The sequence below is a fragment of the Rhizobium sp. P1_B8 genome (assembly GCF_056406515.1).
Genome location: NZ_JBFTZZ010000001.1, coordinates 288,620 through 303,773 on the forward strand (window position 1 = coordinate 288,620; position 15,154 = coordinate 303,773).

At 61.6% G+C, this 15,154-nt stretch carries 14 protein-coding genes; 5 read left to right on the forward strand and 9 right to left on the reverse strand.

Features of this window, described 5'->3' with window-relative positions; all coding sequences use genetic code 11:
- Window positions 1-123 precede the first annotated feature (123 nt).
- From AC1D2N_RS01355 to AC1D2N_RS01370, 4 genes are all read right to left on the reverse strand, one after another.
- Window positions 124-1,878 carry a flotillin family protein gene (locus AC1D2N_RS01355; RefSeq protein ID WP_130652875.1) on the reverse strand — a complete coding sequence of 585 codons (1,755 nt, stop codon included), beginning with the start codon at window positions 1,876-1,878 and terminating at the stop codon, window positions 124-126.
- On the reverse strand, window positions 1,875-2,522 hold the full coding sequence (locus AC1D2N_RS01360; RefSeq protein ID WP_130652874.1) for an OB-fold-containig protein: 648 nt from the start codon (window positions 2,520-2,522) through the stop codon (window positions 1,875-1,877). Before AC1D2N_RS01360 ends, AC1D2N_RS01355 begins: the two co-directional genes overlap by 4 nt.
- Before the next feature lie 5 nt (window positions 2,523-2,527).
- Complete coding sequence (locus tag AC1D2N_RS01365; RefSeq protein WP_130652873.1) at window positions 2,528-3,685, reverse strand: PspA/IM30 family protein; 1,158 nt, start codon at window positions 3,683-3,685, stop codon at window positions 2,528-2,530.
- Window positions 3,686-3,920: 235 nt separating this feature from the next.
- Window positions 3,921-4,532 (reverse strand): CDP-alcohol phosphatidyltransferase family protein, encoded by a 612-nt coding sequence (locus tag AC1D2N_RS01370; RefSeq protein WP_018446759.1) that lies wholly within the window; start codon window positions 4,530-4,532, stop codon window positions 3,921-3,923.
- Between the two features lie 202 nt (window positions 4,533-4,734).
- On the opposite strand from AC1D2N_RS01370, the gene AC1D2N_RS01375 reads away from it, so the two are divergent.
- The 3 genes from AC1D2N_RS01375 to AC1D2N_RS01385 are packed head-to-tail and all read left to right on the forward strand — an operon-like array spanning window position 4,735 to window position 8,294.
- A complete protein-coding gene (locus AC1D2N_RS01375; protein WP_130652872.1) occupies window positions 4,735-6,519 on the forward strand; it encodes a bifunctional alpha/beta hydrolase/class I SAM-dependent methyltransferase in 1,785 nt (594 codons plus the stop codon).
- 9 nt (window positions 6,520-6,528) lie between these two features.
- The gene (locus tag AC1D2N_RS01380) at window positions 6,529-7,857 is read left to right on the forward strand and encodes a phosphatase PAP2/dual specificity phosphatase family protein (protein WP_130652871.1); all 1,329 of its coding nucleotides are present in this window, start codon (window positions 6,529-6,531) and stop codon (window positions 7,855-7,857) included.
- Window positions 7,854-8,294: a hypothetical protein gene (locus tag AC1D2N_RS01385; RefSeq protein WP_130652870.1), complete on the forward strand. Its 441-nt coding sequence runs from the start codon at window positions 7,854-7,856 to the stop codon at window positions 8,292-8,294. The genes AC1D2N_RS01380 and AC1D2N_RS01385 overlap by 4 nt, the downstream gene beginning before the upstream one ends.
- A 250-nt stretch (window positions 8,295-8,544) precedes the next feature.
- On the opposite strand, the gene AC1D2N_RS01390 is transcribed toward AC1D2N_RS01385, so the two are convergent.
- The 3 genes from AC1D2N_RS01390 to puuD all read right to left on the reverse strand — a co-directional run bounded on the left by AC1D2N_RS01390 (window position 8,545) and on the right by puuD (window position 12,354).
- Entirely contained in the window at window positions 8,545-9,687 is a 1,143-nt protein-coding gene (locus AC1D2N_RS01390; RefSeq protein ID WP_018517005.1) for an alpha-hydroxy acid oxidase, read from the reverse strand.
- A gap of 121 nt (window positions 9,688-9,808) precedes the next feature.
- Window positions 9,809-11,119: a guanine deaminase gene (gene guaD / locus AC1D2N_RS01395; RefSeq protein ID WP_130652869.1), complete on the reverse strand. Its 1,311-nt coding sequence runs from the start codon at window positions 11,117-11,119 to the stop codon at window positions 9,809-9,811.
- Entirely contained in the window at window positions 11,116-12,354 is a 1,239-nt protein-coding gene (puuD, locus tag AC1D2N_RS01400; protein ID WP_047618708.1) for a urate hydroxylase PuuD, read from the reverse strand. The genes guaD and puuD overlap by 4 nt, the downstream gene beginning before the upstream one ends.
- A gap of 365 nt (window positions 12,355-12,719) precedes the next feature.
- Between puuD and AC1D2N_RS01405 the strand changes: the two genes are divergently transcribed.
- On the forward strand, window positions 12,720-13,052 hold the full coding sequence (locus AC1D2N_RS01405; RefSeq protein ID WP_018243137.1) for a hypothetical protein: 333 nt from the start codon (window positions 12,720-12,722) through the stop codon (window positions 13,050-13,052).
- 88 nt (window positions 13,053-13,140) lie between these two features.
- Here AC1D2N_RS01405 and gcvA read toward each other — a convergent pair whose 3' ends face one another.
- Window positions 13,141-14,037 (reverse strand): transcriptional regulator GcvA, encoded by an 897-nt coding sequence (gene gcvA / locus AC1D2N_RS01410; RefSeq protein ID WP_018446750.1) that lies wholly within the window; start codon window positions 14,035-14,037, stop codon window positions 13,141-13,143.
- A 101-nt stretch (window positions 14,038-14,138) separates the two neighbouring features.
- On the opposite strand from gcvA, the gene AC1D2N_RS01415 reads away from it, so the two are divergent.
- Window positions 14,139-14,330, forward strand: a complete 192-nt coding sequence (locus AC1D2N_RS01415; RefSeq protein ID WP_018243135.1) for a hypothetical protein — start codon at window positions 14,139-14,141, stop codon at window positions 14,328-14,330.
- Here the strand turns inward: AC1D2N_RS01415 and xdhC are convergent.
- Window positions 14,306-15,121 carry a xanthine dehydrogenase accessory protein XdhC gene (xdhC, locus tag AC1D2N_RS01420; RefSeq protein WP_130652868.1) on the reverse strand — a complete coding sequence of 272 codons (816 nt, stop codon included), beginning with the start codon at window positions 15,119-15,121 and terminating at the stop codon, window positions 14,306-14,308. The two genes, AC1D2N_RS01415 and xdhC, sit on opposite strands and share 25 nt — an antisense overlap.
- Window positions 15,122-15,154: the final 33 nt, after the last annotated feature.

Sequence of the window (15,154 nt, forward strand, 5' to 3'; positions counted from 1 at the left end):
TGTGCGGTTTTCGGGCAACATCATGCTCTAACTATTTAATTTAGAACAAGATTCAGATTTTAGGCCGAACCGGCCTAAAATCTAACCCGGAAAGGCTCTAGTCCAGACCCGCTTTCGCGGCGATCAGTCCTTCTTTGGTGCCGGCTTCGGGGCCGGAGGGATGATCGTTTGTGTCGGGGCTGGGGCCGGTGTTGCCGGCTTTGCCGGGGCTGCGGTGGTTGCCGGTCTTGCCGGTTTTGCGCCATCGAGATTTCCAAGAAGTGATGAGATGGCATCGTCGCCGTCGAAGCCGGCTTCCTTCAGCAATTTGTCGAGGATCGGTTTATTCGCCTGATAGGAGAGGAGCTGGCTGGCCAGCCCTTCGCCGAGCCCGATGCCGTTTCCGCCGGCCGCTCCGTTTCCGCGGCCGAGCATGCCGCCGGTATCGAATATCCTGATATCGGAGATCTTCTCGATCGGCTTGACCGCCTCGGCGAGCGCCTGCGGAATGATGCGGATACGTTCGCGGGTGATCTCGAACTCGATGATAGCAGAGCTCAGCTTGTTACGCGCGTCGTTGAGCAATGCTTCGCTCTCGGCCGCGGCCTTGCCGGTTTCGAGAATGCCCTTGGCCTTGATGATCGCCGCATCCGCCTCGGCGGTTGCGAGCGTCTTGATGGCCTCGGCCTGGTCGCTTGCTGCCTGCTTTTCGGCCTCCGCGCCGACGGTGACGGCGGTTGCTTCCGTCTCGGCTTTCTTGCGTGCGTCGATCACGGCAATCTGCCTTTCGCGTTCGGCAATCTCGATCGCCTTGGCGGTGCCGACCTTTTCTTCTGCCGCTATCGCCAGCGCGCGGGCCGCTTCCGCAGCCGCCTTCGCTTCGGATTCTTCACGGCTCTTGTTGGCAACGGCGATGGCGCTTTCCTGCGCCACGATCTGCAGGTCACGCTTGGCTTCGGTGTCGCGCTGCTGCACGGCCCGGGCGGAATCGATGTTGGCGCTCTCGCGGGCCTGCTTGGCGGATGCCTCGCGTTCGGCGATCGCCTGTTCGGAGGCGATGCGGGCTTCCTCCTCGGCGCGTTTTGCGGCCTGCTCCTGCTGCGCGGTTTCGGCGCGGGTCGCCGCGGATTTGTTGGCGATGTCTCTTTCCTGGCTGAGTTCGGCCTCTCGCTTCGTCCGCTCGATGGTCAGCGATTGCTGGCGGGCCTCGAGATCCTTCTGGGCGATGGCGACTTCGGTGTCGCGAACGATCTCATTTCGCTCCTTCTTGCGTCCCTCGGTGATGCGGGTCAATGCCGCCAGACCTTGCGCATCGAAGAAGTTGTTGGCGTTGAAATGCTTGATATCGGTCTGGTCGAGGCGTGTCAGGGAGACGGATTCGAGCTCGAGGCCGTTCGACTGGAGATCGGCGCCGACAGCTTCCTGCACGGCCTTGACGAAATCCATGCGCTGTTCCTGCAGCGCGTCGAGGTTCATCGTCGCGGCCACCGAGCGAAGGCCGTCGACGAATTTCGCCTCGATCAGGATGCGAAGCGCCTCGGCATCGTTGGTACGGTTGCCGAGCGTCTGCGCAGCAAGCGCAATCGAAGAGGCATCGGGCTTGACGCGGACATAGAATTCGGCGCCGATATCGACTCGCATCCGGTCCTTGGTGATCAGCGCATCGCCCTCGCCGCGGCGAACCTCGAGCCGCAGCGTCTTCAGGTTGACCCTGGCGATCGAATGGAAGATCGGCAGGACGACCGAGCCGCCGTCGAGCACGACCTTTTGGCCACCGAGGCCAGTGCGCACATAGGCCTCATCGCGGCTGGAGCGCGTGTAAAGAGAGGCGAGGACAAAACCGATGCCGAAGATCAGAACAATCCCAATGCCGGCTGGTAGAATAACGTCGTATATCATTGCTGCTCCCTCAAAGATTGATTGTCCGCATCGGTGGGGTCGACCGGCGCGGGAATGGCGATAAACACATTGGCCTTGTGATCGACGAGAAGAACCGAAGCGCCGATCCCGAGTGGATCTTCGCCCTTGGCGGCCCGGGCTCGAAGCACATGCCAGTTTCCATGCTGATCCTTGACGCGGACGCGGCCCGGCAGTCCCTGATCGAGCGGGCCGATCGACACCTCGGCGGTCCGGCCGAGCAAGGCGTCGAGATCGACCGCATAAGTTTCGTCGTGCGGTACGACCCGCGCCACGGTTCGGCTCGATGCCCTGACCATGGGGATGGTTGCGAGCGCGGCAGGTATGACGGCGATGAAGCTTGGCAGCGGCGCCCAGAAGGCGTTGGCGACGGCCTGCAAGGCAAAACCGGTCATCGCGAAGAAGCCAAGCGTCAGCATCATGAGAATCAGCAGGGGAACACCGCCGAGATTGAGCCAGGACAGGTATGCCAGGATGCCGTCATGGCCATGAGCCTCCGGCTTTCCCAGAAATTCGGTCATCGAAAAACCCATGACCATCGCGAGCATCTCGATCGCGGTCAGACCGACGAGGATCGCTGCGGCGATGGCGAAGGGCGCACATTCCTGCGAGAAAAGGAGCTCCATCGGCGTTACCGGTTATCCGCCTTGAAGCGGGCGAGGCGCGCCTCGATCGCCTGTTCGCGGTGCAACCGGTCGAGTTCGTCCAGTTCGGAACTATGGGCATGCTCGCCAGTAGGAACCCCGGTCAGCCGCGAGACTGCCGCGGCAGCGCGGGCAGCATCTGCACCCGGTGCGGGCTGGCTGTGGCCGGTCGCGGCGTGTTCGGGATGCCGCGCGATGCTGCGCTTGAAATCGGCAAGGCGAGCGTCCGCCTCGCGGCGCGTGGCGAGGACGGCCTGCAAGGCTTTCTGGCCTTCGTCCACCTGTTCCCTGGCATCGGCCAGCGCCTTGTCGAGCGCTGCGATCTGGGATTCGAGATCGATCTGGCGGGCAACGCCGGCCTTTGCCAGGTCATCCCGCTCTGACGAGACGGCGATGCGGATCTTCTGGTCGAGCGCGTTCAGGTCTTCGACGATTTCGTCCCTGCGGCTCTGGATGCGGTATTCCTCCGCGCGCGCCTTGCCGAGATCGGTGCGGGCCTCATCCGCCGCTGCATCGATCTCGCGGATCGCCTGTTCGATGACGGCGATCTTGTTTACGCCTTCGGCCTTGTCGATCGCCGCATTCGCGATGCCCGCGATCAGACGGCCCATGCGTGAGAGAATGCCTTCGTTCGTCATGTTTTCCTCCATCCGAGCGGAATTCGGCGTAACGCCGATGTGAATCTCGTAGCGATCCTGGCCTGCAACGAGGTAGGCCGGAAAAATACTCTCCCATCCCCTGGAATAACCCGCGACATCGAAGGGCACGGCAACACGTCCGTGCACCGTGGCGATCGTCAGGTCCGAGGGGCCTTTGATGGCGAAGAGCTTGTCATCGAGCGGCAGATGCGGCGGATCGGCGGTGACGCCGCGATTGGCGGCGAAATCGCGAAGGCCGAGCGTGACCAGCCTTGCCGGCAACCCCGTCTGCTCGCGGACGGTTTCATAGGCAAGGTCATGCAGCACGACGAGATTGGCGCCCGTCCTGTCGGAGACGAGGCCAGTCAGGATTTCGATCATCCTGAGATAGGCGGCAATGGTATCGTCCAGCGCCTGCCGGGCGTTGTCGTCAGGCGCCAGCGTGTAGCGCAGCAGCGATGGATGCGGTGTCTTGCCTGTGATAACCATAGGTAAAACATAAAGCACCGCTTTTGTGCTTTCAAGGGCTGGCGATAAAAATACAACCTAGGCTTAACGTGCGGTTAGAAGGACTGAGGCAGTGTCCATTATCGAGAGATGTCGCGAGCTGGCGGCAGTGAGCAGCCTTGTGAAAAGAGTCACGGACTCTTGAAGCCCAACGCGTGACCGGCAGCAAAAGCCTCGACACAATTCCAAATCACATGTGCCGATGAAAGAACCGGCAGCAGATCGGCTCCGTTCCCTATCGGGCGGCCGTATGCGCCTCGCGAATACCGGCGCTGATACGGTTGATGGTGGTCCATATGAGAAGTAGAGCCACCACCGCCCAGAGCCACGAAGTCCATGCTGCAAATGTACCACCAACCGCGACAAAGATGCCGAGCGCGCCGAAAAGGACCGCGCGGTCGCTCTTGCCCAGCGGCCCGTCGTAACGCCGGCTTGCCCCGACCGTTTGACCCAGAACGCCGGTAAATTCCGTCAGCGCCGAGAGGAATATGACCGCCATCGCCGGCACCAAGCCGTTCGGATCGATGAGCGCAAACGGCAAATACAGGGCGACATCCGACACGACATCACCGATCTCGTTCAGATACGCGCCTAAAATGCTCTTCTGCCCATGTTCGCGCGCGAGCATGCCGTCGATGGCGTTGAGACCCATGCGCAGGAGAAACCATACAGGCACCAGCAGGAACCAATGCGGCAGCGGGGCGACGCTCAGAAAAAAGCCCAATGCAACCGAGACGGCGGCGGCAACTGAAGTCACCTGATTGGCGGTGACGCCTCGCGCCGCGAGGGAACGCACCAGAGGGCGAAGAATATTCTGAAATCGGGACTTCAATTGATAGACAGACATGCTACCTCATTGGAATTTCGTGCATCGAAATAGTCTATCCCCGCCTCTCGCGGGTGCAGATCATCTTAGTTATGAGGAAAGCCACACTTCATATCGGTTCTCGTAAAGGACTTACATTTGCAACTAGACTTTTGCAATGCAGGCAAATCACTGTTCCCGCCAATGGTTGTAACCCACCCACCAATCAGAATTGGAGAAGACCGTGCTGCAAACTGCCGATAGTGGGCAACCGTCCTCGACGGCCAGACCAATGCATGAATCCGAATTCGCATCGCATGATGGCACTCGACTCTTTTATCGGGCGTGGCCTTCGACGGGCGCTGCACCGAAGGGTGTAATCATTCTTCTCCATCGCGGCCACGAGCATAGCGGCCGCGTCACCCACCTTGCCACCGAGCTCGGCCTCGATGATTTTTCCTTCTACGCCTGGGACGCACGCGGCCATGGACGCTCGCCGGGAGAGCGCGGCTATTCGCCATCCTTTGCTGCCTCGGCGCATGATCTCGATTGTTTCGTCCGCCATGTCAGCGAGACAAGCGGTACTGCTGTCGAAGACATCGCCGTCATTGCGCAGAGCGTCGGCGCGGTCCTCGCCGCCACCTGGGTGCACGACTATGCGCCGCCGATCCGTGCGCTCGTGCTTGCCTCACCGGCCTTCAGCGTCAAGCTCTACGTGCCTTTCGCCAAAGAAGGCATTGCACTCTGGGAAAAGGTTAAGGGGACATTCTTCGTCAATTCCTATGTCAAGGCGAGGTTCCTGACGCATGACCCCGAGCGCATCGCCTCGTACGAATCCGACCCATTGATATCTAGGCCAATTGCCTCCAACATCCTGTTGCAGCTCTATGAGGCGGCAGCCCGCGTTGTCGGCGACGCCCGCGCCATCACCGTCCCGACCCAATTGCTGATCTCCGGCAGCGACTGGGTGGTGCGACACGCGCCGCAGCACCGGTTTTACGAAAATCTCGGCAGCCGGATCAAGGAACGGCATGTGCTTGCCGGCTTCTACCATGACACGCTTGGCGAAAAGGAGCGCGCGATTGCCCTGGCCGAAGTCCGCCGTTTTATAGACGCGCGTTTCGCCGAGCCCCGGGCGCCTGCCAACCTTTGCACCGCCCATATCCAGGGCTATACAAAGGACGAGGCCGACCGGCTCGCGAGCCCGCTGGACGCCACATCCCCACGTGGCATCTACTGGGCGCTCAGCCGCCTCAACATCAAGATCGGTGCTTTGGTGTCTGAAGGCATAAAGACAGGGGTCAAGACCGGTTTTGATTCCGGCTCGACCCTCGATTACGTCTACGAGAACAAGCCGCGCGGGCTCGGTCCCGGCGGGCGATTGATCGACAAGGTGTTCCTCGATGCGATCGGCTGGCGCGGCATCAGGCAGCGCAAGCTACACTTGCAGGAACTGATCGACCGCGCGCTGCAGCGCCTGAAAGCAGTCGGCCGCAATACCCACATGCTCGACATAGCGGCCGGGCACGGCCGTTATGTCCTTGATGCGATCGAGACAGCTGCCGTGCGTCCCGATAGTGCGCGGTTGCAGGACTATTCCTCTATCAACGTCGATGCCGGCCGCAAGAGCATTGCGGCGCGTGGACTGAGTGATTTCGTCAGCTTCCGCCAGCAGGATGCCTTTGACTGCGAGGGGCTGGCTGCAATCACGCCGGCTCCGGATCTCGCGATCGTCTCCGGCCTTTACGAGCTGTTTTCCGACAATGCGATGATCGCCGCGTCGCTCAACGGGATCGCCCGCGCGATGCTGCCCGGTGGTCTGCTTGTCTACACCAACCAGCCATGGCATCCACAACTGGAGATGATCGCCCGCGCACTGACCTCCCACCGCGGCGGCGAGGCGTGGGTGATGCGACGGCGGACGCAAGAGGAAATGGACCAACTGGTCGCCGCAGCCGGTTTCCGCAAGATCGAACAGCGCATCGATCAATGGGGCATTTTCACTGTCTCGCTGGCCGAGAGAGTCTGAGGGCAAAGCGTGGAGAGGGCACGTTCTACTTTTTCCGCGGCAGCACCGGTCCCGAAGCGGGCGGCGCTCTGGCTCGTCTTCCTGGGACCGTTCTTCTATCTGAGCTATGGCGGCGCCAATTGGCTGGCATCGCAACGCGCTCATGTGCCGAACGTCGCCTTCGCATGGGAAAGCGCCATTCCGTTCCTTGGATGGACTATTATTCCATATTGGTCGATCAATCTGTTCTATGCACTCTGCCTGTTCATCAACACGACGCCGCGCGACGTGGATATGCTCGCGCGACGTTATCTGACGATCCAGATAGTAGCCGTCGCCTGCTTCGTCGCGTTTCCGCTCGAAGCGACTTTCGTACGGCCGGCAACGAGCGGCCTGCCCGGTTTCATGTTCGCCGTCCTCGGCGGCTTCGATAAGCCGTTCAACCAGGCGCCGTCGCTGCATATCGCACTCCTGGTGGTGATCTGGGATCATCTGCGCGGCCGGTTGCCGCGGAAGGCACGGCTTCTTTGGCACCTTTGGTGCCTCCTGATCGGTGTCTCCGTGTTGACCACGTGGCAGCATCACGTCATCGACATACCGACCGGCATGCTGCTCGGTCTGTCTGCCGTCTGGCTTTTTCCGCGCGATGCCGGGTCGCCTCTCGCGAACTTTACGATGAGCGGCGATCCAAAGTCGCGCCGTCTCGGCATCTATTATCTGTGCGGTGCCGTCGCATTTCTCGGCCTTGGAGCGCTCTGCACGCCTCTATCGGCCGCAGCGCTTCTGTTGCTCTGGCCGGCTGTTGCGCTGGCGATCGTCGCAGTCGGATATTTCGGCGCCGGCCCGCAGATATTCCAGAAACGCGTCGATGGCCGGGCCACGCTTGCCAGCCGCTGGCTATTGGCACCCTACCGGCTCGGCGCTCTCATCAACATTCGGCTCTGGACCCGGAGAATGCCGGCTTCTGTTGTGATCGCTGACGGCGTCCATCTCGGTCGTTTTCCGCGTGGCCACGAGGCCGACCGTTTTGCCACGGTGATCGACATTACCGGCGAACTTCTGCGCCCCGGCGGGACACGCGCGCGCTGGTGCAGCTTTCCCACCCTTGATCTTACAGCCCTCGACAAGATCCAGACGCTCGCCGCAGCGAACCTCGTCGAGGATGCGCGCCAGCAGGGACCGGTCCTCGTCTGCTGTGCGCTAGGTTTCCAGCGGAGCGCCTGCGTTATCGTGGGCTGGCTGCTCATCAGCCGACGTTGCGAAAATCCAGCCGAAGCACTGCGGCTGATCGAACGGGCGGGGTGGCGCGTTCATCTGCCGGCGGAAAGTATCCATGCCATAGCGGAGGGCGTGCAATGACGCAGTGGAATACCACGGCCTCGGCGGCTGCGCGAAATCTCGGCCGCAATTCAATCTTCTGCGGGCTGACAGCGCTGTTGCCACTGATTGTCGGCCCGATCACCGTGGGATATCGAGGCTTCGCTCCACCGCTCGGCTGGATTTTGATGCTCGTTTTCTGCGTGATTGTTCTTGCGCTGGCGATCCATCTCCTCTTCGATGCGCTGTTGTTTCGCCTCGCGGCGAGCTACGAGACCGAGACGGCCGGTCTTGCCGCCATCGACGACCTGTTGTCCCGAATGCAGCTTCGCAAGCCTGACGGGATACCGCCTGACCTCGAGAGGCGGATTGCCGGATCGCGCCGCATCGTCTGGCGGCAGCGTTTTGCGCTCGCCATCTCTCTCGTGATTTTCGCGATCCTTCTGCTCGATGCGACCGATGGGCAGCCGCCCTGCTGAATACGACGGCAGGCGATAGATGCGGGTGCTCTCCGGCACGCGTCTGGCAGGTCTTGCCCACGCCATTAGGGACGTTCAGCCAGTGCCGATTTCTCTCCTTGAGCCTCTTTGCTGTTATCTGGCGTTCGAGGTGGAATACCAGAAACGGACGCCCGGACAGCATGCTCTCAGAATCGTGTGCTCAATGACTCAGCAATCGCGACGGCGATTCCGGGATTGGTGACTCTCCTAAGCTGGCTTCTCAAGCAGGTCATTGCCGCCCTGCGATGATCGACGAATTTACGTCATTGATGTCGCGCCTGCCGCAGAGCGCCATGGTGATGTCCATCTCCTTGCGGATGATGCCGAGCGCCAGCGATACGCCTTCCTTGCCCATGGCGCCGAGGCCGTAGAGGAAGGGGCGGCCGATATAGGTGCCCTTGGCGCCGAGCGCCACGGCCTTCAGCACGTCCTGGCCGGAGCGGATGCCGCCGTCGAGATGGACCTCGATACGGTCACCAACGGCGTCGACGATCTTCGGCAGCATGCTGATCGAGGAGGGGGCGCCGTCAAGCTGGCGGCCGCCGTGATTGGAGACGACGATCGCATCGGCGCCGGTGTCGGCGGCCGCCTTCGCATCCTCCGGATCGAGTATGCCCTTGATGATCAGCGGGCCGCCCCATTGTTCCTTGATCCAGGCGACATCCGCCCAGGACAGCCGGGGGTCGAACTGCTCGTGCGTCCATGCGGAGAGCGAGGCAATATTGGAGACATTCTTCGCGTGGCCGACGATATTGCCGAAGGTGCGGCGCTTGGTCTGCAGCATATCCAGGCACCAGAAGGGCCGGGTCGCCATCTGCCAGACATGTTTCGGCGTGAATTTCGGCGGCGCCGACAGGCCGTTGCGCAGGTCTTTATGCCGCTGGCCGAGAATCTGCAGGTCGGCGGTCAGCACCAGCGCCGAGCATTTGGCGGCCTTGGCGCGGTCGATGAGGTTGAGGACGAAATCCTTGTCCCTCATCACGTAGAGCTGGAACCAGAAAGGGCGCGTCGTCACCGACGCGACGTCCTCGATCGAGCAGATGCTCATCGTCGAAAGCGTGAAGGGAACGCCGAACTCCTCGGCGGCGCGCGCCGCCAGCATCTCGCCGTCGGCATGCTGCATGCCGGTCAGGCCGGTCGGCGCCAGGGCTACCGGCATCGACACTTTCTGGCCGATCATCGTCGTTTCCAGCGTGCGGTCGGTCATGTCGACCATCACCCGCTGGCGCAGCTTGATCTGACTGAAATCGCTCTCGTTGGCCGCGTAGGTCGATTCCGTCCAGGCGCCCGAATCCGCATAGTCGAAAAACATCTTCGGCACACGGCGCTGTGCAAGCTTTTTCAGGTCAGCGATGGTGAGCGGAGCGGCCATGAATTGAACCTTCACATCTGAATGCGGCTATCGGCCATAACATGAATTTGGCGGGAGTGTTACGGGAAACTGGCCGTGCCGGGCAGCTTTCACGGTCCGATTTCAAGGGTGACAGGGCGTCTCATTGAAGCTCCTTCTTCGACGCAACGCCGGCCACATAGGTCTCGGCGATCGCCCGGTCGTCGCCCATCGTCTGCAGCAGGAAAAGCTCCTCGGGCAGCGTCTTCACCACTTCCATCTTCAGCGCCATGGCCGGTGTCGCCGTGGCATCGAGAACGACGAAATCGGCCTCGGTGCCGGGTTCCAGCGTGCCGATCCGGTCCGCCAGCGACAGGGCCTCGGCATTGCCGCGGGTCATCAGGTAATAGCTTTCCAGCGGGTTCAGCCGTTCGCCGAGCAGCTGCTGGATCTTGTAGGCCTCGTCCATCGTCCGCAGCATCGAATAGCTGGAACCGCCGCCGATATCGGTCGCCACGCCGATGCGAACCGGCTTTTCGCGCCGTGTCAGCGCCTTCAGCGGAAACAGGCCTGAGCCGAGGAAGAGGTTCGAGGTCGGGCAGTGGACGGCGATGGCACCCGCCTCGCTCAGGGCGTCGGCTTCGCGCTCGGACAGGTGGATGGCGTGGCCGAAGAGGCTTTTCGGCCCGAGCAGGCCATAGCGGGCGTAGATGTCGGTATAGTCGAGCGCGTCGGGATAGAGCTCGCAGGTGAATTTGATCTCGTCGTGGTTTTCCGAAAGATGCGTCTGGATGTGCAGGTCGGGAAATTCGCGGGCAAGCGCGGATGTCGCCTCCATCTGCGCCGGCGTGGAGGTGATGGCGAAGCGCGGAGTGATGGCGACATGGTTACGGCCCTTGCCGTGCCAGTCCGCTATCACTTGGCGGGTCTCATCATAGCCCATCTCGGGCGTGTCGAGCAGGCCTTGCGGGGCATTGCGATCCATCATCACCTTGCCGCCGACCATGCGCATATTGCGCCTCAGCGCCTCGGCAAAGAAGGCGTCGGCCGAGGTCTTGTGCACGGAGCAATAGGCGACCGCCGTCGTCGTGCCGTGGCGGATCAACTCGTCATAGAAATGCGTGGCGATCCTTTCAGCATGCGCACTTTCGACGAAACGGCATTCCTCGGGAAAGGTGTAGGTGTTCAGCCACTCGAGCAGGTTGGCCGCATAGGAGGCGATCACCTGCATTTGCGGAAAATGCAGGTGCATGTCGATGAAGCCGGGCATGATCAGATGCGGGCGGTGGTCGATCTCGACCATGTCCTCGGTTGTTTTTGCCTTGATGTCGGCATAGGGGCCGACTGCCGCGATCAGCCCATTCTCGATCAGCAGGCCGCCATCCTCCTCGTAGAGATAGCTTTGGCTGTCGGTAAGGCTTAGCGGCGCGCGACGGAAGGAAAGCAGGCGGCCGCGCAGGAGTGTCGTCGTCATTGTGTCTTGCCTTCGACTGCGCTCTCGAACCAGGCGACGAGCAGCTTGCGTTCATCCGGCGTGATGTCGGTGATGTTGCCGGGCGGCATGGCATGGCTGCGGCCCGCCTGTATATAGATTTCGCGGGCATGGGCGGCGATTTCCGCGTCATTTTCGAGCAGCACGCCCTTCGGCGGTCGCACGATGCCCTCATAGACGGGCTCGGCCGCGTGGCACATGGAACAGCGCGTCGAGACCAGTTGCTTGACGGCGGGGAAATGCGGATCGCCGGCGAATTGCTGGAAGGCGGGCGCGACCGCGGCCGCATCCGTCTCGCCCGTCAGCAGCTTCGGCGCGGTTGAAAGCCACATGATCAGGATGAACAGGATGACGGTGACGATCCACGTCCAGGTCGGCCGGCCCTTTCTGGCATGCGTGGTGTTGAACCAGTGACGGATGGTGACGCCCATCAGGAAGACCAGGGCGGCGATCAACCAGTTGAACTGCGTTCCGAAGGCCAGCGGATAATGGTTCGACAGCATGAAGAAGATGACGGGCAGCGTCAGGTAGTTGTTATGCAGCGAACGCTGCTTGGCGACCTGCCCGTATTTCGGGTCGGGCGTGCGCCCGGCGATAAGGTCGGCGACAACGATCTTCTGGTTCGGAATGATGATCATGAAGACGTTGGCCGACATGATCGTGGCGGTGAAGGCGCCGAGATGCAGGAAGGCGGCGCGGCCGGTGAAAAGCTGCGTATAGCCCCAGGCCATGAAGACGAGCACGACATAGAGCACCGCCATCAGCCCCCAGGTATTCCGCCCAAGCGGGGATTTGCAGAGCAGGTCGTAGACGATCCAGCCGAGGGCAAGCGACGCCAGCGAGATCAGGATGGCGACGGGCGGGCTGATATCGAGCACATGCCGGTCGATGAGGAAGAGGTCGGCGCCGCCATAATAGACGATGCAGAGCATCAGGAAGCCGGAAATCCAGGTGAAATAGCTTTCGTATTTAAACCAGGTCAGATGCTCCGGCATCTGGGCGGGCGCCACCAGATATTTCTGGATATGGTAGAAGCCGCCGCCATGAACCTGCCATTCCTCGCCATAGGCGCCGGGCGGCAGATGCGGGCGCTTCACCAGTCCGAGATCGAGCGCGATAAAATAAAAAGACGATCCGATCCAGGCGATCGCGGTAATGACATGGAACCAGCGCGCCGCGAAGGCGAGCCATTCCCATGCTATGGCATATTCATACATCGAGTTCCCCTATCTTCCTCCGACTCGTGACATTGCGGAAATTTTGGCGGGGAGGGAAGAGGAGATTGAAGAACTGCACACGCGCGACGACCGGCGCGGCCAAAGGAGCAATGGAATGATCACCGGCTCGTCGAGATCTTCAGCGGTTTTGCAGAAGCTGCCGATCGCGGACGGATCGCCGATCTGCTGTCGCGTGCCTAAAAGCTGCCGAGAAGGCTGTGCATTATCTCTGCCTTATACTGAATCTGCTAATTCAGCAGATCTGGAACTGCGACGACTCGATTACAGTTATTTTTGCAGGCCGCCGGAATAAAATAAGAACCCTTAGATCATCGGCGGCGCATTCATCGACGGAGAAGATGCCCATGCGCAGCATTCTGACGTGCGTGATGATTGCGTATGCGTCGTTGGCGACGGCTCACGACGCACCTTCGGGGTGGAGTTATGACCCCTATTGTTGCAACGGCGACAGTCATAATGGCGATTGTCAGATGATCCCTTCGAAAAGCGTGGCGGTGACGCCAGGCGGATATCGTGTGACGCTGATGCCGGGAGACCACCGGTTGGTGACGCATGCTCATGTCTTCCTGCTGCCAATGACGAAGGCAATGCAATCCGGCGATAACGACTATCATCTCTGTCTGTTCCCGAACGAGGATACGCCGCGCTGTTTCTATGCGCCGGAAATGGGATATTGAAGGCGGACCACAGCACCGGACCCGGCTCACCAACCGGGTCCGGTATGTCGTTGTCCGAAAACCGCTGTACAGTTTCAGGCGGCATGCATCAATTTCCGGCTGCCTTCATCTCCTCAAGGATCCAGTTGCGGAAGGCCTTGATCTTGGGCACGTTGCGACGGTTTTCGGGGTAGACGAGCCAGTAGGCCTTGCCGTCGCTACGGGTCAGTTCGAAGGGCTGGTAGAGCCGGCCGAGCGCGATCTCGGCCGCATAGAAGGCCGGATGGAGAATGGCGACGCCATGGCCGGCGATCGCCGCATCGGCTTCCACCGCCTGGGAGCCAAGCTGGTTGCGCGGGCGCCGATCGAGATCCGTCTCCGTGACGCCGGCTGCCTCGAACCATTGTTTCCACCAGATGTCGCCGGCGTCGAAGAGATCGAACTTCAGGAGATCGCGCGGCTCGCTGATGCCGCCTGCCGTCTCCGCCAGCTTTGGGCTCAGCATCGGGGTGAACTCCAGGCCCATCAGCCGGTGCAGCGTCAGCCCCGGCCAGTTGCCGTCGCCCCAGCGGATACCGACATCGATCTGCTCGCGGGCGAAGTCGATGATATCAGAGCTCGCCTGAAAGCGCACCGCGATCGCCGGATGTTTCAAGTGGAAGGAGCCGAGGCGCGGCGCCAGCCATTTCGAGGCGAAGGTATGGGTCGAGCTGATAGCGAGCGTGCCTTCGACGCTGTCGCGCGCCGTCGCCATCGCGTCGTGCAGCATGGCAAAGGCTTCGGTTACCTTCGGCGCCAGCCGCTCGCCGGTCTCCGTCAGTGCGATCTGGCGGGGACGGCGCAGGAAGAGCGGCTCGCCGACATTCTCCTCCAGCAGCTTGATCTGGTAGCTGACGGCCGTCTGCGTCATGCCGAGCTCGTTGCCCGCCTTGGTGAAACTTCCGAGCCGGGCAGCGGCCTCGAAGACGCGCAGCGCATTCAGCGGGAATTGTTTGGAGAGTTTCATGGATAAGTTCTCTTGATGCAGGCAGACGGTCGTTCGATTGGAATTGCAGCATTTTTACCGTCAAACTGCAACTCATACCATCAAACCATCAAGGTGATGTCATGGATTGCTATGCTATCGAACAGAGCCCGCCGCAGCAGACCATCGGAATTTTCCGGCGCATCGGCGGTCGGCTGACGCGGATCTGGCGCATGCCCAGCCTCGATCTCGACACGGTGCCGGATCGCGTCAAGCGCGATCTCGGTTTTCTCGACGGACGCGATCCCTATTACGAGGACGAGCGCATGCGGTAGGCCGCGAGCGCCGTCAGGATTTCGGCGGCGGTCATGGCGGCGATCACCTCAGGGCGCTTGTCCCTGACCGCCGAGCCGCCGATCGGCAGCGTCAGCCGCTCCATCCAGCCGCGCTCTCCGCCACCTTCGCGGGAAAGCCAGCTTGCAAAGGTGGCGCGTTTGGTCGCCGAGCCGATCATGCCGGTATAGGCGAGGTCGGTCTTTTCCAGCGCCTCGCGGGCGATGAGGAAATCCAGCGCGTGGTCGTGCGTCAGGATGACGACCACGCCGCCGGCCGGAATATCCCTGACCAGTGCTTCGGGCATCGGCACGAGCCGCGCCTTCGTCTCTGCCGGCAGGTTGGCGAGCTCTTCCTGCCGCGTTTCGACGACCGTCACCAACAGCGGCAGCGGCGCCAAGGCCGCAGCCAGCGCCCGGCCGACATGGCCGGCACCGAAAAGATAGACCTCCGGCAGACACTCGATCTCACTGGTTAGCCTGGCTTCGATTTCTTCAGCAACCGCCTTTGTCACCCGGCGAAACCGCAGCTGCGTGCGTCCGCCACAGCACTGGCCGATGTCGGGCCCAAGGGGGATATCCATCTCCGCCACCCCACCGGTTCCCGCGAGCATGTCCCGCGCATTCGCGATCGCCATGAACTCGAACTGGCCGCCGCCGACCGTGCCCCATAACGCGGTTTGCGATGCCAGCATGAAGGTACCGGCCTCACGCGGGGTGGAGCCCTGCGTACCGGTGATGTCGATGAGGATGCAGTCCGGGTGGGCGGCGAGGAAGCGGCGGATGTCTGTCATGGGTGGCTGACCGATGGGTTCGCCGCCGAGGCC